This window comes from Kordia sp. SMS9 (genome assembly GCF_003352465.1).
Taxonomy (GTDB): Bacteria; Bacteroidota; Bacteroidia; order Flavobacteriales; family Flavobacteriaceae; genus Kordia.
Genome location: NZ_CP031153.1, coordinates 313,681 through 334,417 on the forward strand (window position 1 = coordinate 313,681; position 20,737 = coordinate 334,417).

The 20,737-nt window shown below is 36.8% G+C and carries 19 protein-coding genes; 8 read left to right on the forward strand and 11 right to left on the reverse strand.

Going from position 1 to position 20,737, the window contains the following annotated elements:
• Window position 1: 1 nt before the first annotated feature.
• Both KORDIASMS9_RS01420 and alaS read right to left on the reverse strand, forming a co-directional pair.
• Window positions 2–406, reverse strand: coding sequence for a hypothetical protein (locus KORDIASMS9_RS01420; RefSeq protein ID WP_114901133.1), 405 nt, complete (start codon window positions 404–406; stop codon window positions 2–4).
• 66 nt (window positions 407–472) lie between these two features.
• Window positions 473–3,085 carry an alanine--tRNA ligase gene (gene alaS, locus KORDIASMS9_RS01425; protein WP_114901134.1) on the reverse strand — a complete coding sequence of 871 codons (2,613 nt, stop codon included), beginning with the start codon at window positions 3,083–3,085 and terminating at the stop codon, window positions 473–475.
• A gap of 176 nt (window positions 3,086–3,261) precedes the next feature.
• Here alaS and KORDIASMS9_RS01430 point away from each other — a divergent pair, with 176 nt between their 5' ends.
• Genes KORDIASMS9_RS01430 through KORDIASMS9_RS01450 form a run of 5 tightly spaced genes read left to right on the forward strand, consistent with a single transcriptional unit; the run spans window position 3,262 to window position 6,470 of the window.
• Window positions 3,262–4,236: a M23 family metallopeptidase gene (locus KORDIASMS9_RS01430; protein ID WP_114901135.1), complete on the forward strand. Its 975-nt coding sequence runs from the start codon at window positions 3,262–3,264 to the stop codon at window positions 4,234–4,236.
• Window positions 4,236–4,565 carry a MerR family transcriptional regulator gene (locus KORDIASMS9_RS01435; RefSeq protein WP_114901136.1) on the forward strand — a complete coding sequence of 110 codons (330 nt, stop codon included), beginning with the start codon at window positions 4,236–4,238 and terminating at the stop codon, window positions 4,563–4,565. The genes KORDIASMS9_RS01430 and KORDIASMS9_RS01435 overlap by 1 nt, the downstream gene beginning before the upstream one ends.
• A 47-nt stretch (window positions 4,566–4,612) precedes the next feature.
• Window positions 4,613–5,206, forward strand: coding sequence for a LemA family protein (locus KORDIASMS9_RS01440; RefSeq protein WP_114901137.1), 594 nt, complete (start codon window positions 4,613–4,615; stop codon window positions 5,204–5,206).
• A 23-nt stretch (window positions 5,207–5,229) separates the two neighbouring features.
• On the forward strand, window positions 5,230–5,667 hold the full coding sequence (locus KORDIASMS9_RS01445; RefSeq protein ID WP_114901138.1) for a TPM domain-containing protein: 438 nt from the start codon (window positions 5,230–5,232) through the stop codon (window positions 5,665–5,667).
• Window positions 5,667–6,470, forward strand: coding sequence for a YgcG family protein (locus tag KORDIASMS9_RS01450; protein ID WP_114901139.1), 804 nt, complete (start codon window positions 5,667–5,669; stop codon window positions 6,468–6,470). The genes KORDIASMS9_RS01445 and KORDIASMS9_RS01450 overlap by 1 nt, the downstream gene beginning before the upstream one ends.
• Before the next feature lie 527 nt (window positions 6,471–6,997).
• On the opposite strand, the gene KORDIASMS9_RS01455 is transcribed toward KORDIASMS9_RS01450, so the two are convergent.
• The 8 genes from KORDIASMS9_RS01455 to der form a co-directional block, all read right to left on the reverse strand.
• Entirely contained in the window at window positions 6,998–9,421 is a 2,424-nt protein-coding gene (locus tag KORDIASMS9_RS01455; protein ID WP_240321111.1) for a T9SS type B sorting domain-containing protein, read from the reverse strand.
• A gap of 104 nt (window positions 9,422–9,525) precedes the next feature.
• Window positions 9,526–10,416, reverse strand: coding sequence for an alpha/beta hydrolase (locus KORDIASMS9_RS01460; protein WP_114901140.1), 891 nt, complete (start codon window positions 10,414–10,416; stop codon window positions 9,526–9,528).
• A 43-nt stretch (window positions 10,417–10,459) separates the two neighbouring features.
• Complete coding sequence (locus KORDIASMS9_RS01465) at window positions 10,460–11,002, reverse strand: hypothetical protein (protein WP_114901141.1); 543 nt, start codon at window positions 11,000–11,002, stop codon at window positions 10,460–10,462.
• Complete coding sequence (locus KORDIASMS9_RS01470; protein ID WP_114901142.1) at window positions 10,995–11,927, reverse strand: hypothetical protein; 933 nt, start codon at window positions 11,925–11,927, stop codon at window positions 10,995–10,997. The genes KORDIASMS9_RS01465 and KORDIASMS9_RS01470 overlap by 8 nt, the downstream gene beginning before the upstream one ends.
• Window positions 11,928–12,055: 128 nt before the next feature.
• Window positions 12,056–14,824: an outer membrane beta-barrel protein gene (locus tag KORDIASMS9_RS01480; protein ID WP_114905113.1), complete on the reverse strand. Its 2,769-nt coding sequence runs from the start codon at window positions 14,822–14,824 to the stop codon at window positions 12,056–12,058.
• 126 nt (window positions 14,825–14,950) lie between these two features.
• Complete coding sequence (locus KORDIASMS9_RS01485; RefSeq protein WP_114901144.1) at window positions 14,951–15,463, reverse strand: 2'-5' RNA ligase family protein; 513 nt, start codon at window positions 15,461–15,463, stop codon at window positions 14,951–14,953.
• Window positions 15,464–15,480: 17 nt separating this feature from the next.
• Window positions 15,481–16,200, reverse strand: a complete 720-nt coding sequence (locus KORDIASMS9_RS01490; protein ID WP_114901145.1) for a hypothetical protein — start codon at window positions 16,198–16,200, stop codon at window positions 15,481–15,483.
• Window position 16,201: 1 nt separating this feature from the next.
• Window positions 16,202–17,506 (reverse strand): ribosome biogenesis GTPase Der, encoded by a 1,305-nt coding sequence (der, locus tag KORDIASMS9_RS01495; protein WP_114901146.1) that lies wholly within the window; start codon window positions 17,504–17,506, stop codon window positions 16,202–16,204.
• A gap of 331 nt (window positions 17,507–17,837) precedes the next feature.
• Here der and KORDIASMS9_RS01500 point away from each other — a divergent pair, with 331 nt between their 5' ends.
• Window positions 17,838–18,335: a GTP-binding protein gene (locus KORDIASMS9_RS01500; RefSeq protein ID WP_114905114.1), complete on the forward strand. Its 498-nt coding sequence runs from the start codon at window positions 17,838–17,840 to the stop codon at window positions 18,333–18,335.
• A gap of 218 nt (window positions 18,336–18,553) precedes the next feature.
• Here KORDIASMS9_RS01500 and era read toward each other — a convergent pair whose 3' ends face one another.
• A complete protein-coding gene (gene era / locus KORDIASMS9_RS01505) occupies window positions 18,554–19,438 on the reverse strand; it encodes a GTPase Era (protein WP_114901147.1) in 885 nt (294 codons plus the stop codon).
• Between the two features lie 212 nt (window positions 19,439–19,650).
• On the opposite strand from era, the gene KORDIASMS9_RS01510 reads away from it, so the two are divergent.
• Complete coding sequence (locus KORDIASMS9_RS01510) at window positions 19,651–20,319, forward strand: TetR/AcrR family transcriptional regulator (RefSeq protein ID WP_114901148.1); 669 nt, start codon at window positions 19,651–19,653, stop codon at window positions 20,317–20,319.
• A gap of 52 nt (window positions 20,320–20,371) precedes the next feature.
• On the forward strand, window positions 20,372–20,647 hold the full coding sequence (locus tag KORDIASMS9_RS01515) for a hypothetical protein (RefSeq protein WP_162819714.1): 276 nt from the start codon (window positions 20,372–20,374) through the stop codon (window positions 20,645–20,647).
• Window positions 20,648–20,737: the final 90 nt, after the last annotated feature.

Below are 20,737 nucleotides of genomic sequence, written 5' to 3' on the forward strand. Positions count from 1 at the left end.
ATTATTGCTTTTCTTTTGCTTCCGCAGCGCGCTTTGCAGTGTGATACATTAAATTGAGTCTGTTTTTCATTCCTTGTGTAAAACCGACCAATTCCTGACTGTCATAGGTAACACCTTTTATTTTTTCCATTTTCAAAATGGCATCGCTCGTAGCACGATCTAGCTTTCCTTTTTCTACAATATCGTACGGATTTAAAATTTCGAGATAGATTAATTTCTCTTGAAAATCCGTCACAACTTTAGGTGTTGGTTTCTCCAATTTATACCATTTCCCTTTTTGTCTTGGCATCTCACACCAAACATACACGTCTTCTTTTTTGTTTTTTTCTTCTTTTTGAGAGGTTTCTTGCGCACACAATGGAAGGGCAAACAGTACTGCAAAAAGTGCGATATACATTTTTTTCATAAGGCTATTATATAATGTTACTATTTAATTGTTTATAATTATAATTCAATTTTTTATGAATTGATTTTATTTTACATATTCACGAACGCGTTCGATGGCCTTTGGAATTCCGCCAGGATTTTTCCCTCCAGCAGTTGCAAAAAAGGCTTGTCCGCCGCCGCCGCCGTGAATGAGCTTTCCAAGTTCACGCACTACTTTTCCTGCATCATAACCGCGAGCTGCGACCAATTCTTTCGAAATATAACACGTCAACATTACTTTGTTTTCTGTTGCGGTTGCGAAGAATAAAAATAGGTTTTTTAGTTCACCGCCCAACTCAAATGCTAGATTTTTGATTCCGTTTTGATCTAAATCTACTTTTTTCGCTAAAAACTGCACGCCGTTGATGTCTTCCAATTCATTTTTCAGATCGGTTTTTAAGTTTTTCGCTTTGTCTTTGAGTAAACTTTCAATCTGTTTTTTCAGTTTTGCATTTTCATCTTTCAAGTCAGCAACTGCTTTTACCGCATCTTTCGGGTTGTTTAACGCATCTTTGATTTCGTAATACGCTCTGTTATTTTCAAAATAAAATTCTTTCGTCGCATCATACGTAATTCCTTCAATTCTTCGAATTCCTGCAGCAACAGCACCTTCCGATTTGATTTTAAAATGCCAAATATCAGCCGTGTTTTCTACATGTGTTCCGCCGCACAATTCTATAGATTGTCCAAAACGTATGGAACGAACGGTGTCGCCATATTTTTCACCAAACAAACCAATGGCACCTTCTGCTTTTGCAGCTGCCAACGGTTGATTTCGTTTTTCAATTAACGGCAATTTCCCTTCAATTCGTGCATTTACGAAGCTTTCAACATCTCGCAATTCTTCTTTGGTCATTTTGGAAAAATGTGAGAAATCGAAACGCAAGTATTTTGAATGTACTGCCGAGCCTTTTTGTTCTACATGCGTTCCCAATACTTCGCGCAATGCTTGATGTAATAAGTGTGTCGCCGTGTGATTTGCCGCCGTACGATTGCGTTGTTTCTCGTCTACCACAGCTTTAAATGTCGCTTCGAGTTTTTTAGGCAATGTTTTGGCAATATGAACAATTAGGTTGTTTTCTTTTTTGGTATCGATGATGTATACAATATCATTATCCTGTGTTTGCAAATAGCCTTTATCGCCTACTTGTCCTCCGCCTTCTGGATAAAAAGGAGTCAAATTGAATACCAATTGATACTGAATACCTTCTTTTTTGGTCTCTATTTTACGATACTTTACTAGTTTTACATCCACTTCTAGCGTGTCGTAGCCTACAAATTCTTCGTCTTCATCTTCAATAATCGTAACCCAGTCGTCCGTTTGAATTGCAGTTGCTTCACGTCCTTTTCCTTTTTGTTCTTCAAGAAGTTTGTTGAATTCATCATGATTGTAAGTCAAGTCATTTTCTTTCAGAATCAACTTGGTTAAATCTTCTGGAAAACCATACGTATCTTTTAATTCGAATACTTTCTTCCCTGAAACTTCTGTGCCTTTAACATTTTTCATGACACGATCCAACAACACCAAACCTTGATCTAGTGTACGCAAAAACGAAGCTTCTTCTTCTTTGATTACATTTTGAATGAGTTGTTTTTGCTCTTTCAATTCAGGAAACGCGTTCCCCATTTTTTTGTCTAAAACTTCTACAAGGCGATAGATGAATGGTTCTTTTTTGTGTAAGAATGTAAATCCGTAACGCACGGCTCTACGCAGAATTCTACGAATTACATATCCTGCCGTATTGTTACTTGGCAATTGTCCATCTGCAATAGAGAAAGACACTGCACGCACATGATCGGCAATGACGCGAATCGCGACATCCACTTTTTCATCGTTTCCGTATTCCGTATGTGTGATGGTTTCAATTTCTCGAATAATTGGTGTAAAAACATCTGTATCATAGTTCGATGTTACATTTTGTAACACCATACACAAACGCTCAAAACCCATTCCAGTGTCTACGTGTTGCGCAGGCAATTTTTCTAACGATTTATCTGCTTTACGATTGTATTGCATGAACACCAAGTTCCATATTTCTACTACTTGCGGATGGTCCATATTGACCAATTGCGCACCTGGAACTTTCGCTTTTTCTTCTGCGGAACGAATATCGACGTGAATTTCAGAACAAGGTCCACACGGTCCTTGACTTCCCATTTCCCAGAAGTTATCTGCTTTATTTCCCATCAAAATACGTTCTTCGGGAATAATTTCTTTCCACAAATCGTATGCTTCTTGATCGAGTTTCAAACTATCTTCATCGCTTCCTTCAAATACGGTTACATATAAAATATCTTTGTCTATACCGTACACTTCGGTCAACAATTCCCACGCCCAAGCGATAGCTTCTTTCTTAAAATAATCGCCAAAACTCCAATTTCCTAACATTTCAAACATGGTGTGATGATAGGTATCGTATCCTACTTCTTCCAAATCATTGTGCTTTCCGCTGACGCGCAAACATTTTTGAGTATCAGCAATACGATTGTTTTTTGGCGTTCCATTTCCTAAGAAATATTCTTTAAAAGGTGCCATTCCAGAGTTAATAAACATCAACGTTGGATCATTTTTCATAACCATTGGTGCAGACGGCACAATTTGATGTGTTTTAGACCTAAAAAACTCTAAAAACTTCGCTCTTATATCTTGAGATTTCATGCGTTGGATTTGTAAATTATCTATGTTTAAAATTGTCCATTTAGACTATTAAAATTATCATAAGCTTTTGTAATCTTTCTAAAAACTGTAAAACTATGACTATATTTGTTCGTTTTATGAGCTTCTCTTGTTATATTTTTCACGAAAAGCTGTACAAAAATAGAATAATTTAAGAAATGAGTAAGGTAAAATACTATTACGATTCAGAAACATTGTCATATCGGAAGATTGAATCCAAGCGCGGGCGCAAAATTGGTTTCATTCTTTTGTTCTTTGCTGCGGTGCTTTTGTGTTCTTTTTTATTCGTCACATTGATCTTTAATACGGCACTAGAAACACCGAAAGAAAAGGTCTTGAAACGTGAAATAGCACAATTGCAATTGCAATATAAATTGTTGAATAAAAAAATGACCCAAGCGCAAGCTGTGTTAGAAAATTTAGAGGAACGCGACAATAATATTTATCGCTTGTATTTTGAAGCCAATCCAATTCCGGAAGAGCAACGCAAAGCTGGTTTTGGTGGTGTCAATCGGTATGAAGCGTTATACAATTATGAAAATGCAGATTTGTTAGTGACTACCACACGAGAATTTGAAAAGCTACAAAAACGCATGATTGTACATTCCAAGTCATTGGATGAAATTGCAAAACTCGCCGAAGATAAAGAGAAATTTTTAGCCTCTATTCCTGCAATACAACCAGTTAATAATGAAGATTTAACGCGTATGGCTTCTGGATATGGTTTTCGAAGCGATCCGTTTACCAAAGTACGTAAAATGCACTGGGGAATGGATTTTACTGCGCCAAGAGGAACTCCTGTATATGCTTCTGGTGATGGTGTTGTAGTACGTGCCGATAATTCGGCTTCTGGTTTTGGAAAGCACATTCGTATTGATCACGGTTATGGATATGTTTCGTTGTACGCGCATTTGAGTAAATACAATGTTCGCAAAGGAAAAAAAGTAAAACGTGGCGACTTGATTGGTTTTGTGGGAAGCACAGGACGATCGCAAGCACCGCATTTGCACTATGAAATTCGAAAAAATGGCGATAAAATAAATCCGATTAATTTCTACTACGGAAATTTAACTGCCAAAGAATTTGAAGAATTACTGAAAAACGCTGCAAAGCAGAATCAATCGCTTGACTAATGCATATTGATTTACCCGATAAATTATATTACAGCATTGGCGAAGTAGCCAACGCTTTTGGTGTCAACGCTTCTTTGATTCGTTTTTGGGAGAAAGAATTTGATGAAATTCAACCGAAAAAAAACGCCAAAGGAAATCGCAAGTTTACACCAGAAGACATCAAACACATTGAACTTATCTATCATTTGGTCAAAGAGCGTGGCTTTACGCTAGAAGGTGCCAAAGTTCATTTGAAAGAAGAAAAGAAAAAAACACTTTCCAATTTTGAGATTATTCGTAAATTACAACATATACGAGCAGAGCTTGTAAAAATTAAAGACAATCTGTAACACATACACCTAACTCAATACAAACAATTAGATAAACCCGAATAATTATGAATAAAAAATCGATTATCATTACAGTCGTTCTTGTAGTGATTATTATTTTCTCGTACACCAAATACAACGGAATGGTCGTTAAAAGCGAAGATGCAAAAACCGCTTGGTCCAATGTTGAAAGTGAATATCAACGAAGAAGTGATCTCATAAAAAATTTAGTAAACACTGTAAAAGGTGCTGCCGATTTTGAAAAATCCACGTTAGAAGCTGTGATTAACGCACGAGCCAAAGCGACTTCAACACAAATTAATGTAGATGATTTAACGCCTGAAAACATGGCGAAGTTTCAACAAGCACAAGATGGTTTATCAGGTGCTTTATCGCGACTTTTAGTAACGGTAGAACGCTATCCTGATTTAAAAGCCAATCAAAATTTCTTAAAGTTACAAGACGAACTGGCAAGCACGGAAAACTCAGTTCGTACGTCAAGAAACCGTTTTAATACCGCAGTAAACAATTTCAACAAAACCATTAAACTGTTTCCAAACAATGTTTTCGCAGGTCTTTTTGGATTTGATGACATGGCACGATTTAAATCAGCACCAGGTTCTGAAGATGCGCCAGATGTTGAATTTGATTTTAATAAATAACGAAACTAATTTGAAAACATATTATGTCTAAAGTAGAAGATTTCCTTTCCGCTGAGGAAGAACAAGAAATCATTGCTGCCATCCGAACGGCAGAACGAAATACTTCTGGAGAAATCAGAATCCACATCGAAGATCATGCAGATATTGATCCTTTTGATCGTGCACTGGAAGTATTTCATCTACTGAAAATGGACAATACCAAACTTCGAAATGGCGTGCTGATTTATGTCGCCGTTCGCGATCGAAAATTTGTAATCTATGGCGATGAAGGCATTAACAATGTAGTTCCAAAAGATTTTTGGGACAGTACACGCGATGCCATGCGCGAACAATTTCAACATGGAAATTTTGCGCAAGGAATGATTCAAGGAATATTGGAAGCTGGGAAAGAATTGCAAGCACATTTTCCTTGGGATGTGGATACTGAAAATGAACTCTCCAACGAAATTTCTAAAGGCTGATGCAACCAACACTACATAGCAACTATTTACGCTACTTTTTCTGTTTGATGGGACTGCTATTTTTGAACCTTTCGTATGGTCAATATGACATTCCGCCCAAACCCACAAAAGCCAATCCTGATGCTGTATACGACTATGCTAATTTGCTTGCAAGCCAAGAAAAAGCAGCACTTGAAAATAAACTCATAAAGTATTCGGATACGACTTCTACACAAATTATCATAGTAGTTATTGAAAGCTTGAAAGGAGAAAGTATTGGCATGCTTACGCCAGAATGGGGACAAAAATGGGGCGTTGGACAAGATGGAAAAGATAACGGAGTGGTGATCCTTTTGGCTAAGAAAGAACATAAAATTTGGATTTCTCCTGGCTACGGTGCAGAAAATGAATTAACCGCAGGAATTGTGGGACAAATAACCCGAAATCGGATCATACCATACTTTAAACGCGGTGATTATTACGGCGGATTAAACGCTGGTGTTGATAGTATTTTTGAAGTCCTAGCCGGTGAATTTACAGGCGAGCGGCGAAGATCTTCAGAAGGAACGCATTTTAGTGTTATTTTCTTTTTAATTGTATTTTTTATAGTCCTAGTTTCTATTTTAGGAAATAATAAACGTAACGGTGGCGGTAATAATCGCGGTGGCAGAAGACGAACTACTGGAAATGACTTACTCGATATTATTATTTTGAGTAACCTTGGAAAAGGCTCCTTTGGCAGCGGAAGCGGCGGTGGCGGTGGATTTGGTGGCGGCTTCGGCGGCGGCGGATTTAGCGGTGGTGGTGCTGGTGGAAGTTGGTAGCTTCGACAAGCTCAGCTACCATATAGGCTCAGCTACCATGCAGATTCAGCTATCGCAGGCTCTGCCACCATGATAAACTTCGCTACCTTTGTTTAGATATTTGATTTAGACTTCTTAGACTAGTTATCACTTTTAGACTAGCTTAGATTTGCTGCGCAAATTAGATCGTTTTTTTTAATGTTACATGCTGAATTTTGAATTAGTTCTAACACTAAACCGTTAAACTTATAAACGCATAAACTTTAAGCCTAAAACGTCACTTCGAATGAAATTTCGAAGAAATTTAGTATCGAGAAGTACTTGGAAACTAAAAATATTATAGGTAATCAAACGACTGAAATACATACGAGAAACAGATTGCCACAAGTTTTTGCAAAACTTTCGCAATGACGTATCAGAGTAAGCTTTGAAACTTCTCAATTCTCAATTCTAAAAACTAAAGAAAAGCGATCTAACATCTGAAAACGCATAGCGCGCATCCAACAGATTCTGCCTTCGCAGGAATGACAAAATAACGAGTTAAAAACTTACCGTTTCAACGTAAAATGCCCTGTAAAGCTGCGACCGTCTTGTAGTTGTACGGAAAACCAATAATCGCTTGAAGGCATTCTGGTGCCGTTGATGGTTCCGTTCCAAGCGTCTTCGGAATTGATTAAAACTCGTAAAAATTTTCCGTAACGATCATAAATGTAAACTTTTGTATTGGCTTGAAATATGCTTGAAATTCCTTTGAGTTGCCATGTATCATTCACTCCATCGTTGTTTGGTGTAAAGAATCGTGGATAGCCAATCACAGCAATTTCTTCTGAGACTGTTCCACAATTATTTTTGATGTCTTTTATGTATACTGTATGAAATCCAGCAGGAACATTTTGAAAGACATTTGATTCTTGATAGACACCATTCGGATTGTTTAATGCATACGTGTATTCGCCTTCTCCTGAAACTAAAACTGTAACAACATTAGTATCTGAAATATCATCAATTTGAATGTTTGCAATAGTTGCAATATCTGATGGTTGTACCAAAATAGTTTTTGTTTTGGTGCAACCACCAATTTGTGTCACTTCCACAGTATACGTTCCGAGTTCGTTCACTTGAATTTCTGGTGTGGTTTCTCCCGTGGACCAAAGAAATGTATAATTGCTAAAATTGCCATTTATTCCGCTGTAGAGTGTAATTAATTGCGGTGAAAAGTTTAAACAGTAATACGCTATTTCTTCTGTTGCTACTTGAGGTAGATTTATAACATTCAGTACTACTTCTCCAATTCCATAACAAGCTCCATTTTGTTCCAAACGCGCGTAAATCGTCTGTGAATTTGGTGTGGTATTTGTAAATTGATTTCCTAACGGATTGGATAATAATAATGCATCCTCCAGCGTTTCATAATAAGCAATCGTAATATCTGTAGGCAATCCGTTGAGAAGTTGTGTTTCAGCTTGAGATAGGTCAAATTGTGTGAGTCCAAGTTCTTCATTCGTATCACATTCACTTATCATAGCATTATTGACTGCATTTGAACTTACTTCTAAGGTAACTTCCGCAGTATTTTGGCATCCAGAAATTAAATCTATGACTCTCGCATACACAATTTGTGGATTGGAAGTATTGGTATATGCGCTTGTCGCGATTTCATCTGTGAAACCTGCATCTGTATAATATCGCACTTGCCGATTTGCCAAGACACCCGCAGCCACTTCTTGATTGTATTCAAATAGATTAAAAATAGTTTCGCCACTTGTAGAGCCGCATTGTACAATGGAGATATCTTCCGTGTCTGGCAAGCCAAAAATAGTTCCTGTAATAGGGATTCTAGCACCAGCTGTACAACCTGTAAATGCAGGAAGTATCCAAAATGTAGTGGTTTCTGTGAGGGTAACTGTATAACTTGTTCCTGTATGAATTGGGGTTATTGCGGTTTGAGATTCGTACCAAAGTACCGTGTCTGTATTGGTTTCTACAGTTAAAGTTAACTCGGCTGCTCCACAACTTCCGCTTCCGGTAAGTGTTGATTTTGGCGTTTCAATGCGCGTACTTGCCGATAAATTGACATCTGGATCTCCAGGCATTCCGCCAAATTCAACAATATAGCCTTGCGGATGATATGGACTCGTTATATCGGTTGAACCTGTATTTGGCAAATCGTTCCAGGAACCTAATATTCCAATACTTGGATCGGTAATGTGTGCATAGTGTTCGCCTCCAAAATTATTGGGTTCACCTGTATTCCAAAAAGTATATAATCCATTTTGAGGAAATCCGCCCACTTCTCCAATCCAAAAAACAGTGCCTGCTTCAGGTCCTGTTACCCATTGCCAAGTTCCTTCTTGATCAATATCTGTGGCGCCAATCCAGCCAGTTCCTAAACTCTGCGATCCTGCTAAATCTGCTTCTTCTTCCGTGGTTAAGGTTGCCAAATATCCTTGCAGTCCAAAGTAGGTTTGTGTTGCCGCAATATTGCGTGCTTGCGTCCATGTAACTCCTGTGTTTTGCACATAAAAGTAATAGTGTCCTGTGGAAGGCAAATAGTTTGCATCGCCTAAGTTAATTGAGAAAAATTTATCTTCTGTGAAGTTGACTTGTGTGGTTTCAAATACAACCGCTTCAATTGCAGCTTCATATTCGGCAAAAGTTGCAGGTCCAACGAGTGCTAAACGTCCCAATGCAGGCGTCCAAAAAGCAGTGATATTTGGATGTATTCCTGTTAAACTCAGTTGATCTTCTCCCTCGCTATATCCTTCAGCAATTTGAATATACACGACTGGCAAGCTTGTATCTGCAGGATCAGGATCGGTGATGGATACGTTGAATGCAATTGGCATTGGTGCGTCTCCACAATATTTTTGATCGCCATCTGCTGTAATGGTTGGTGGCGTTTGCGCATACAGTATTGCTGTTGTTGTAAACAACAATAAACAAAGGATATTTTTTGAAAAAGCACGCATCATACCAAAATATATATTCTTTTAAAAATACGTATTTTTTTAGTGAATTTTATCTCGATATGACATATTTAACAACTACAACGTTGTAGTTGTAACACTAACATTTTTTATAATTGTTTTTGAATGAAATCCAACCACTTTTTTTGGTATTCGCTTCCACCTTTTTCTCCTACGTTGAAGTGTCCTGCACCTTGAACCAAGACAAATTTCTTTTCCGCAGAAGCAGTATTTTTGAAGAGTTTTTCTCCATACGTATAGTGAATATTTTCATCTTGATCGCCGTGCGCAAATAATATTGGTTGTTGGATGTTTTGCACAGAACGAATCGGTTTTACAGCATCTGGATTGAAATTCGCAAGGTTTCCAGCTTCTTGCAACGCTGCGTCCGAGATGAAGCGCAATCCGAAGCCGCCTAACATCTTTTTTTTGTAATCGTATACAATTTGATCTAATTCTGCGAACGTGCTTTCTATGATGCCAAATTCGATACGTTTGTCAAATTCTAAGGCTTGAATGGCAATGGCACCACCGAGCGAGTTTCCCCAAATTCCAACTTTTAGTAAAGGATTTCGCTTTTTGATTTCATCTACAATGGCTGCTATATCTTTTTTTTCATGGAAACCATAGCTGCAATATTTTCCGCCACTTTCGCCATGCGCTCTTCCGTCAAAAACGACCGAAGCAATTCCGTGATTTGCTAAGTTTCCCGCAAGGTTTAAAAAGTGTTCTTTACAACCGCCAATGCCGTGAATAAGAATCATGATTCCATTGGTATTTTCCGTTTCAGACTGAATCCAATAGCCTTTTAAGGAAATGCTATCTTTTGTTGTAATGGTTAATTTTTCACTTTGTAAACCAAGTAGTTTTGGTGTAATGGCTAGATTTATTTTTTGTGGTTGAATGATGGCGTACGGCGCTACATGAATGGTAAGAATGTAGCCTGCAATTCCGATGAGAATTAGCAATATAATGCTGATTTTGAGTAGTTTTTTCTTCATCCTTATTGCGCGCGCTTACACGATGATTTGTTGAATTTTGTAATTACTTTTGATTCGCTGCGTTGTACTTATCTATCAATGAAAATGTTAGGTATTTGTAAAAATCATGATTGAAATCTTCTGCAGTAAAGATTTCTAGCATTTTACCTGTGATTTCGGTAATTTTTGGATTGTTCCCAGAAGTGGACATCGCAACAATTTTGCTAAGTTTTGAGTCTTTAAAATTTTCGCTCGTCATCATGGTCTTCATACACGCGGAATATTTTTTAGCGTTTTTACTTTCCAAAAGTGACTTGATCACATAATCACTGATTCCGAAGCTGGCAACTCTGCCGTCAATTGCTGTGCGGATGTTTTTGTATAATACTAGGTAACTTTCACCTCTAGTACCTGACAATACTTCCGCAGCTAATAAGCTTTGTTCTGCTTTTTTGATGAGTGATTTTAATTCGTCGCCATTGTCGTCAAATAAACTGTACATACAGTTCATATACGCAGTTTCTTGTTCAAATTTGTTTTGTGCGACTGCTTGAAATGATATGAATACCACAAAAGCACAGAGTATTGATTTCGTTATTTTATTCATGTGTAACTATGTCTTTTACGTTTAACGGATACATGTTTATAAATTCTTCTTGTTGTTTTTCTGATAATTCGTTGAATGGACGTTTATATTTTTTCTTTGCCATGTGATTTCGTACCATATTGGCTCCTGCTGTTATTTGATTGTGAACCTCTGTGAAGAGCGTATCATTCACCAAGTGTTCTGTTTGGACTAAAAATATACTTTTTGATGTATTATTTTTTAGATGATTGACAACTTTCATTCGCAATTCATTGAATGCTATTTTTTCGTCATTCACAACTACATAGTCTTTTGAAAGTACTACTATTTTTAAGGCATATTTTTGCTCTTCTTCCGATAACGGATTTTCAGTTTTGTGCGCTGAGGATTCAAGACTGTCATCATGATGTGGTATGTTCATGGATTCAATCATGGTAAATGTGGTCATTTTGTAATAATCATGTGTAAAATCTGCGGGATCTAAAATTTCCAATAGCTTTTCAGTGGGATTTTGCTGTTCGCCTTCTTCTTGCTCTAATGCTATCATTATTGCCATCATTTTTGAAAGCTTTGACGTTTTGTAAATGTCCGATGCAAATACAGCTTTCATACAATTTTCACTCTGCAAAACCTTGATTTTATTAGATACTTTCATCATATATTGGACAACACCCAAGTCTTGAAGATCGGTATTGAACATGTTTTTTATATTCTGATAGAGCGCCACATAACTTTCGCCACTTCCGTCTTTTAGATAGTTTAAATCAATGAGTTTTTGCTCAGCTTTGTTAAGAATATTTTTAAATTCTTCACCTTGATCTGGCAGTGCTTGATAAAAGCATTGCATGAAGTCTGTTTCCGTTTTTAGCTGTTCTTTTTGACCAAAAACTGTTATCGAACTTGACCAAACGATAAGGCAACTAAGTAATTTTAAGATGTTTTTCATACACAATTTTTCTGTTTGACGGTGTTTTACAAGCATTCGTTACAATAGTATGCTCAAAATACAAAATTACGCGTATAAAAAAAGCTTCTACAAATTTTGAGAAGCTTTTTTGTATGTTTTTGTGCAGATTAAAATACTTCAAAGTTATTTTTCTTTCCACCTACTTTACTGAGTTTGTATGTAAATCCTAGCATGAAATAGCGTTGTAGCACGGTACTTTGTGAATCTTGAATGAAATCGGCAGTTACGGTTCTTCGTGTGTTTATGTTTTGATCCAAAATGTCATACGCTGTCAACTTGATCGTGCCTTTATCGTTTAATATTTTGAGTCCTAAACTCATGTTCCAAAATAAGGAACTTCGCTCAAATCCTGGGGCTACATTGGTTTGATAGGTATAGCGTAAATCGTTCCCAAAGACTACTTTTTTAGGCCAAAACGTGGTAGTTTTTAATCCTACTGTATGCGCTTGAAACGTTTCGTTTTCTAAGTTATCCAAGCTGTAACGTGTCGTGTTAAATCTTACGCTGTATTGCGGCTCTATTTCTAGTAGCTCTTTGTAGTTGTAATTTAATCGTATGTTCGGTGTAAATCCACTTCGCGTTGTAGAGAACTTGACGCCGTTGCTAAAATTGAAATTTTTATTATAGTTTCCGTACATTCCAATGCTATAACGCAGCGATGTACTGTCTTTTTTTACCGTTTTACTGAATGATCCGCCACCATTGGTTCTCACAATTCCGTCTACGTTTGTATACGTTGTTGTTCGAATTCTATTTTCATCCGTAACCGATACTGGAACTACTTGATCGTTGGTAAAACCTGCCGAAAGATAAAAGAAGAAACCTGATCGCGTTTTAAAATCGTAGTTGTTAAAGTTTGCATACATGTTGTGACTAAATTCTCGGTTCAAGTTTGGATTCCCCACCGTAATGTTTAGCGGATTACTCACATTTGCCACAGGTTGTAATTGCTGCGCACTTGGCGCTTGCGTTCGCGTGTTGTAGTTAAAGTAAATACTCATTCCCTGCTTGATGCGATAGTTCATATAACTATTGATGTTGATATCTGAAAATGTAGAACGAAACGATGTATTTTGAATGAATTCTTCGTTTTCTAGTTCTGAAAAGAACAATCCTGTGTTGAAACTTAGGTATAGTTTTTCGGTTTCATAATTGATGCCGATTCTTGGCAAATGCGTTTGGAAGTTTACTTCTAAGTCAGAGCTTAAACTTTCGTTGAAATCGTCATATTCGTTGGTCGTATTGTCAAAATCAAAGACGCGTCTATCATTGCGTTCGCGTCTGTTGGAATAGCGATATTCAATATCTAAAAACAGCTTTTCTTTGAGTGGAATTCGATATTCAATATCTGCGGAAATGTTGTTTTGTTTGGATTCGGTATCCGTCAATTGGTCTCTGGTTTCCACGAAAGGTGTGGTGCCAAATATTTCGTTGGTTGTGTTTAGGAAATTTTCAGAAGTATTGTTGATAAAGTTTCCATTGGTTCCTACACGTAAAAATGCACCTTTGCTTCCAAATTTCTTAATGATGTCAATATCGCCCCTAAAGTTTCTACGTTCCGATTCCGTCAAATCTTGTGAAACTCCTGTGTTTATTAAGTTGCCATCTTCATCAAGTGATTCTTCCGTTCGTGAAGAAAAGTTTTCTCCTTCTGTAAATTGATAGTTTGGTCGCACAATAATCTTAAAGGTAGAATCAATTTCAAATTGCAATTCTGCATTGGCTCTGTGATTGTCATTTCTATTTAAAAATGTACTTGACGAATTGGTGAAGAAACGTCCGTCTGGCAGAATGTTTTCACGGTTAACTCTACTTTCATTTTCCGAATCGGCTCGCGAATAGAAATAATCAGCTACGACTTCCGTTTTGTCTTTGTATTCGTCTACAAAACTCATTCCGCCGTTGGTTGTGGTGGTAATTCCTTCTCCGCCGCCAAAACTTTGACCGTTTATGGAAAATTGACCATTACTATTTCTAGAAATACTGTTCGCAGTGCTTCCCATCATATCATAGATTTCGTCAAAACTAAATCCAGAACTGTTGATATTGTTTTTACTGGCAAGCACACTGACGCGTTGTTTGTCGTTAAAATAGTTACCAATTCCACTAATGGCGTACCGTTCGTCCGTTCCGCCACTCACGGTGGCTCGCCCAAAGAATCCTTTGTTTTGATCTTCTTTGAGTTCTATATTGATGGTTTGTTCTTCTCCAGTTCCTTTTTTTCCTGTAAATTCTTCCGCTTCACTTTTAGTAGTTGTTACTTGAATTTTATCAACAATTTCTTTCGTTAAGTTTTTCGTAGCGATGTTAGGATCGTCTCCGAAAAATGGTTTTCCATTGACTAAGATTTTGTTGACTTCTTTTCCATTGACTCTTATTTTTCCGTCACTATCCACCTCAACGCCTGGCAATTGTTTGATGAGATCTTCCACCGTAGCATCTGGTCGTGTTTTGAAGGAATCTGCATTAAATTCTAAGGTATCTTTTTTGACTGTAATCGGCGCTCTCACCGCGACTAATTGCACTGCATCTAATTCGTCTGAAGCTAATTCCATTCCGATTTGCGGCAACATGATCACGGATTTGTCTAAGGTAATTTTTTGTTGATACAGTTTAAATCCTGTATAGGTGATAAAGAGATTGGCTTCTTTTTGTTTCGTGCGTCCTGCCAATTCAAATTTTCCATTTCTGTCACTAATGGTGTACGTAATTAATGTAGAATCTTTGAGTGTTTGTAAATAGACGGTTGCAGATTCTAAAGGAGTTTTATCAGTCTTATCTACAACGCTTCCTTTGATTTCAAATTCTTGTGCAAATAGATTTGTTGATAGTAAACTGCACAGCACTATCAACGCGGTAATAAATGGTTTATTCATGGTTTGTTTTGATTGATGATCGGTTTTAATAACAAACAAACAGAAAAATTCTTCATTTATTATTAAAATAATCTTAAAACAGAGGAGAGATTTCTTAAAATTAAAAGCGTTTACAAACTTATAAAATTACTTCACGATTTCAAACTCATTTAAAACGTGCCACTTACCGCCATTTTTTTGTGCAATGAGACTGATTTTGGTAAATGTGAGTAATCTTGGCAATTGCCTATTTTGTATTGCTGCAAATGTGGCATCTGTACAGGTAGCATTTCGCGGATGCATCAACGTAATGTGTGGAATTTGCGCTTTTTTTAGTTCCGATTGCCCTAAAACAGCTTTTCGCAATGCTATAAATTCAGAATAGTTTTCTGAACAGGGCATGAATACACCTTTTCCATTGGCAAATCGTTGTACTTTTTCAAATTCTATTCGAAGTGGTTTTTCTATGAAAACAGTTTGCAAACGCTTGATTGTTGTTGCAATTGGTTCAATTTCGTCTTCGCGGCAAAGCGTTACATGTGCAGGAATTAATCCGTATTGTTTCGGGTTGAATTCTGCACGAATGTTTTCTATTGGTATCGCTTCAAACGTATTGACGAATAGTGTGAGTTGTTTTCGGAATGAAGTTTTGTGAGCCATTTTTTTATGTTTAAAAATTACTCATTTCTTAACACAGCCATTAGTACCTCTTTTTGTTTTGTTTTTATAGCGTCTTCAAGTAGTTTTAATTTTGCATACGAAGCAATCGCAGGAAAATCTTTAAAATTATAATCCAGCCAGTTTTGCCCGCCTGTATAGGCTTCCCGAACTTCCGCTTGTACGTTTTGAAGTTGTGAATACTTTTGTTTTAGCATACGAATGGCATTTTCAAAAGCATCTAATTTTGCTAAGAATTGTGTTGCTGTTTCTGTATAGTTATTTTTTTGTGTAAAGAAAACCGCGTTGTTTTCCTGTATTTCAGGAGATTCTCCGATATCATGTTTGTCAAGTCCGCCAGGAAATAGTGTTTGTTGTATGTCTTGTATTTGTGTGATGAGTTTTTCAGAAAGTTCACTGAATTTCTTTAGTTCCGTAAATTCTTTTGATTGTATGACTGATTTGAGCGAGTCTAAACGTTGTTTCACATTGTAATCTTCGTTTAGATTGATCGTTCTCATAGTACCAAAAGCATCTAATTTTGAATCCTCCTTTGGTTTTGTAGCTTCTTGAGAATTTTCACGTTCAAGCGTTTCGATTGCTTCTTTTGGTGTGGAAGTTTTCGTGATCGGACTTTTTTCTAAAACCGTGTTGTTTCTTCCATCTACTACCAAAAACATTATTCCAATCAATAATAGACTTACTACTAAAAACGCAATGAGAATTCCTTTGGGTGACATGTTATTTTTTTCTAAAGTAGATCTGAACTGGAACGCCTGTAAAGTCAAATTGTTCTCTGAGTTTGTTTTCTACAAAACGTCGGTATGGATCGCGAATGTATTGTGGTAAATTAGCAAAAAATGCAAATTGAGGATACTGTGTTGGCAATTGTGTACAGAATTTAATTTTGATGTATTTTCCTTTGTACGCTGGCGGCGGTGTATGTTCTATAATCGGCAACATGACATCGTTGAGCTTGCTTGTAGCAATTCTTTTAGCGCGATTTTTATAAACTTGTACCGCAGTTTCAATCGCTTTGAAAATACGTTGTTTTGTCAATACAGAAATAAATACGATCGGTACGTCTGTAAACGGTTCAATTTGTTGGCGAATGTGTTTTTCAAATTCTTTTACGGTTGAGGTGTTTTTTTCGACCAAATCCCACTTGTTCACCAAAATGACAATTCCTTTGTGGTTTTTTTCCGCTAACCAGAAAATATTTTGCACTTGTGAGTCAAATCCTCTTGTCGCATCTACAACAAGTAAACATACATCACTGTGTTCAATAGCGCGAATAGAACGCATGACAGAGTAAAATTCTAAGTCTTCTTTTACTTTTGCTTTTCGGCGAATTCCGGCAGTATCTACCAAGTTGAATTCAAACCCAAAACGATTGTATTTGGTATCAATAGCATCACGCGTAGTTCCTGCGATGTCAGTAACAATGTACCGATCTTCTCCAATTAAGGCATTGATTAAAGATGATTTTCCAGCATTTGGTCTTCCGACCACGGCAAAACGCGGCAAGTTTTCTTCTTCTACTTCTGCTACATCTGGCAAAGCTTCTACGAGTGCGTCTAACAGTTCGCCTGTTCCACTTCCGTTGATGCTGGCAATTGGATAGTATTCACCCAAACCTAACGAATAGAATTCTGTAGCATCGTGCAACCGATTTGCGGCATCTACTTTATTTACCACAAGTAATACAGGTTTGTTGACTCTGCGAAGCAAGTTTGCTACTTCTTCGTCCATTCCTGTGACGCCCGTTTCTACATCTACTACAAAAAGAATCGCGTCTGCTTCATCAATTGCCAATTCTACTTGCTTGTCAATTTCTTGTTCAAAAATATCGTCGCTTCCTACTACATATCCGCCCGTGTCAATGAGCGAAAATTCTTTTCCGTTCCAATCTGATTTCCCGTAATGGCGATCTCGGGTGACACCACTTACGGAATCAACAATCGCTTCTCTACGTTTAATCATACGATTAAACAACGTTGATTTCCCTACATTTGGACGTCCTACGATGGCTACTATATTACTCATACCAATTTTACTTTAAAATACAACATATAAACTCGTTCATTTGGCATCTTAATGCCTTGCGAATAATTTCCATAGCTACGGCTATGCAAATTATTCACAGCGTTTTATGACACCAAAGCAACTTCGCTTCTAAAGTCGCATTTTAAAGCAGAATTGGTATCATTTCGTTCTTTTTGTGCCTGCAAAGGTATATTTTATGTTGGTGATTAAAAAGTAAAATGAAGTAAGTCTTTGGAGTTTATGTTTTTTAGTCTAATTATGGACTGTATGACATTTATCAGATTTTATTTTGATGGAATGCAGTATTTTTAAAATCATCAAAACGTCTGTCATGAGTTTAGGAGAAGAAATTGTATTGCGGCCGCGGTTTCAACTAGAGCTTTCAGAAGCATCTGAAACTGTATTAGATCGTTTGGAAGCTACGAAAAATAGTCAAAAAGCGTTTGTCGTTTCTCGGGTTGATCAGCATGTGTTTATCCGCATTCCAAAAGCAAAGCAACATTTTTGGTCGCCACAATTGCATGTAGAAGTAGATGAGATTGATGCACATTCCTGTTTACTTCACGGATTGTTTGGACCGAGTCCGACCGTTTGGACGTTTTTTATGTTTCTGCACTTTTTGGTCGCGTGTTTGTTTATCGGATTTGGTGTGTGGGCGTACACAAATGCCACTTTAGGGAATTCGTATGCGATACAAGTCGCGCTGATGTTTTTCATGGTCATGATATGGTTTGTGTTGTATTTTGGTGGGCGCTGGGGAAAAGCTACGGGAAAACCAGAAATGTTGGCGTTGTATGGTTTTTTGAAGGAAACCCTTTTATTGAAATAGTATTGAGTATTGAGTATTGAGTATTGAGTATTGAGTATTGAGTATTGAGTATTGAGTATTGAGTATTGAGAAGTTGCAAAGAACAATTCAATATTTAAAATAAAAGCCAAGAAAATATTCAAAAACTGCAACTAAGAACTAGCAACACACAACAATCGAAGCAGAAATGTAAAATGAAAAACTCAAAATATAAAAATACTTTATCCAGCAACCAACAACTACTTATTATTATACCCAAAACGCTTTAACTGCTTTGCATTGCTTCGCCAGTTTTTGTTGACTTTTACGTAGAGTTCGATGTGAATTTGCTTCCCGAAGAATTTTTCCAAGTCCTTTCGCGCTTGAATTCCCACGGTTTTGATGGCGCTTCCTTTGTGCCCGATGATGATTCCTTTTTGCGTTTCGCGTTCAACCATGATGACTGAACGAATGCGAATGATGTCTTCTTCTTCAAAGAATTCTTCGGTTTCTACTTCAACCGCGTATGGAATTTCTTTTTTGTAGTTGACTAAGATTTTCTCGCGAATGGTTTCGTTGACAAAGAAACGCTCTGGTTTGTCAGTCAATTGATCTTTTGGATAAAACGCTGGCGACATCGGAAGCAATTCAATAATTCTTGAGAATACTTGTGGTACATTGAAGTTTTCTAAAGCGGAAATCGGATAAATTTCTGCGGTTGGCACTTTTTCGCGCCATACTTCCATTTGTTCTTCTAATTCTTCTTGCGAAGACTTGTCAATTTTATTCAACAATAATAATACAGGAATTTCACTATTGACAATTTTTTTAAAAAACGCTTCATCTTTTAAGCTTTTTTCACCAATTTCTACCATATAAATTAGCACATCAGCATCTTCAAAGGCAGATTTTACAAAATCCATCATGGACGATTGCAATTCGTATGCAGGTTTTATAATGCCTGGAGTATCTGATAAAATCACTTGGAAATCTTCCCCGTTTACAATTCCTAAGATTCGGTGACGTGTCGTTTGTGCTTTTGAGGTGATGATGGATAGTTTTTCACCAACAAATGCGTTCATTAAGGTTGATTTTCCAACATTCGGGTTTCCAATGATATTGACAAATCCTGCTTTGTGTGCCATAGACATTTATAGATTTCTGCTGTAAATTTAGGCTACAAAAGTACGTATATTTCTCAAGAAATAATGACTTTACTGTGTTTTTCATAAAACTGATTTTCAATTTATTACCACTTATTTTAAAGATTTGATTTAGTAACAATTTTCCTTTTTTCAAAAAAAACAGTTAAACTTTTAGTTTTTAATAGTAATACTATTATATTTGTGAAACTAGTATGGAAAATTTACAAGTACATATCGTTATCAGCCAAGAATTATACACAAAAAATCCTGAGTCTTCTGCGTTGGGAAAAAAGATTGTGTCGCGAAGTATTGAAATGATTGATGAACTCGGTTTTGAAGCGTTTACGTTTAAAAAGCTTGGACAATCAATTGGTTCTAACGAAAGTTCCATTTACCGTTATTTTGAAAGCAAACACATGCTTTTGGTCTATTTGATTTGCTGGTATTGGAGTTGGGTTGAGTACAAATTAGTGTTTGCTACCAACAATATTCCTTCTGGAAAAGACAAATTGAATGCTGCTGTAGAAATTTTAACACGTAAAGTTGATGTTGATAATTCATTTTCTTATATTGACGAAATAATTTTGAATAGGATTATCATTGCTGAGTCCTCAAAAGCGTATCATACCAAAGATATTGATACCGAGAACGAGAAAGGATATTACAAAGTGTACAAACGTGTGGTACAACGCGTAAGTAATATGGTGACAGACATCAATCCAACTTTTGAATATCCAAATATGCTCATTTCAACAGTAATTGAAGGTGCACATCAGCAACGGTATTTTTCCAAACATTTGCCATCGCTAACCGATGTAAAGCAAGGAAAAGATTCCATTGTAAAATTTTATACAGATTTAGTTTTTAAAGTTATTAATTGACATGCACAACACGCGCAAATACATAGTTAGTTTCATCAGGCAATTTTCCTTTTTGCTTGTGCTTTGCGCTTTGTTTTTACAGCCAATTATTAAAACATATACGCTTTTTGCGGATGCATCGTATGAGCTAGTTGATTACGATTTTGACGACGATTCTGAAAAGGAATTCGAAGACACTTCTGAAAAAGACGAAAAAGTAACCCACAATTCTATCCATTTCATGCTTGCAAGTATGGACCTGTCGTTGTACAATTCTCACTTTTATGTACATCCGTCAGACATGTCATACAGCATTGAAATATTGATTCCGCCTCCAGAAATGGCATAGTACACTTCTATGTACACGCATGTGCAATTTTGAGCTTTCTCTGCATTCTCACACACCTTATAGAGCATTGTTCAATCCCAAATTTAAAAT

Coding starts and splice junctions, on each gene's coding strand:
- KORDIASMS9_RS01420 (WP_114901133.1), bottom strand. CDS start 406: ATGAAAAAAATGTATATCGCACTTTTTGCAGTACTGTTTGCCCTTCCA.
- KORDIASMS9_RS01480 (WP_114905113.1), bottom strand. CDS start 14,824: ATGAATAAACCATTTATTACCGCGTTGATAGTGCTGTGCAGTTTACTA.
- KORDIASMS9_RS01510 (WP_114901148.1), top strand. CDS start 19,651: ATGGAAAATTTACAAGTACATATCGTTATCAGCCAAGAATTATACACA.
- KORDIASMS9_RS01445 (WP_114901138.1), top strand. CDS start 5,230: ATGTCTAAAGTAGAAGATTTCCTTTCCGCTGAGGAAGAACAAGAAATC.
- KORDIASMS9_RS01470 (WP_114901142.1), bottom strand. CDS start 11,927: ATGAAAAACATCTTAAAATTACTTAGTTGCCTTATCGTTTGGTCAAGT.
- KORDIASMS9_RS01460 (WP_114901140.1), bottom strand. CDS start 10,416: ATGAAGAAAAAACTACTCAAAATCAGCATTATATTGCTAATTCTCATC.
- alaS (WP_114901134.1), bottom strand. CDS start 3,085: ATGAAATCTCAAGATATAAGAGCGAAGTTTTTAGAGTTTTTTAGGTCT.
- KORDIASMS9_RS01435 (WP_114901136.1), top strand. CDS start 4,236: ATGCATATTGATTTACCCGATAAATTATATTACAGCATTGGCGAAGTA.
- KORDIASMS9_RS01430 (WP_114901135.1), top strand. CDS start 3,262: ATGAGTAAGGTAAAATACTATTACGATTCAGAAACATTGTCATATCGG.
- KORDIASMS9_RS01465 (WP_114901141.1), bottom strand. CDS start 11,002: ATGAATAAAATAACGAAATCAATACTCTGTGCTTTTGTGGTATTCATA.
- der (WP_114901146.1), bottom strand. CDS start 17,506: ATGAGTAATATAGTAGCCATCGTAGGACGTCCAAATGTAGGGAAATCA.
- KORDIASMS9_RS01455 (WP_240321111.1), bottom strand. CDS start 9,421: ATGATGCGTGCTTTTTCAAAAAATATCCTTTGTTTATTGTTGTTTACA.
- KORDIASMS9_RS01490 (WP_114901145.1), bottom strand. CDS start 16,200: ATGTCACCCAAAGGAATTCTCATTGCGTTTTTAGTAGTAAGTCTATTA.
- KORDIASMS9_RS01500 (WP_114905114.1), top strand. CDS start 17,838: ATGAGTTTAGGAGAAGAAATTGTATTGCGGCCGCGGTTTCAACTAGAG.
- KORDIASMS9_RS01485 (WP_114901144.1), bottom strand. CDS start 15,463: ATGGCTCACAAAACTTCATTCCGAAAACAACTCACACTATTCGTCAAT.
- KORDIASMS9_RS01450 (WP_114901139.1), top strand. CDS start 5,667: ATGCAACCAACACTACATAGCAACTATTTACGCTACTTTTTCTGTTTG.
- KORDIASMS9_RS01440 (WP_114901137.1), top strand. CDS start 4,613: ATGAATAAAAAATCGATTATCATTACAGTCGTTCTTGTAGTGATTATT.
- era (WP_114901147.1), bottom strand. CDS start 19,438: ATGGCACACAAAGCAGGATTTGTCAATATCATTGGAAACCCGAATGTT.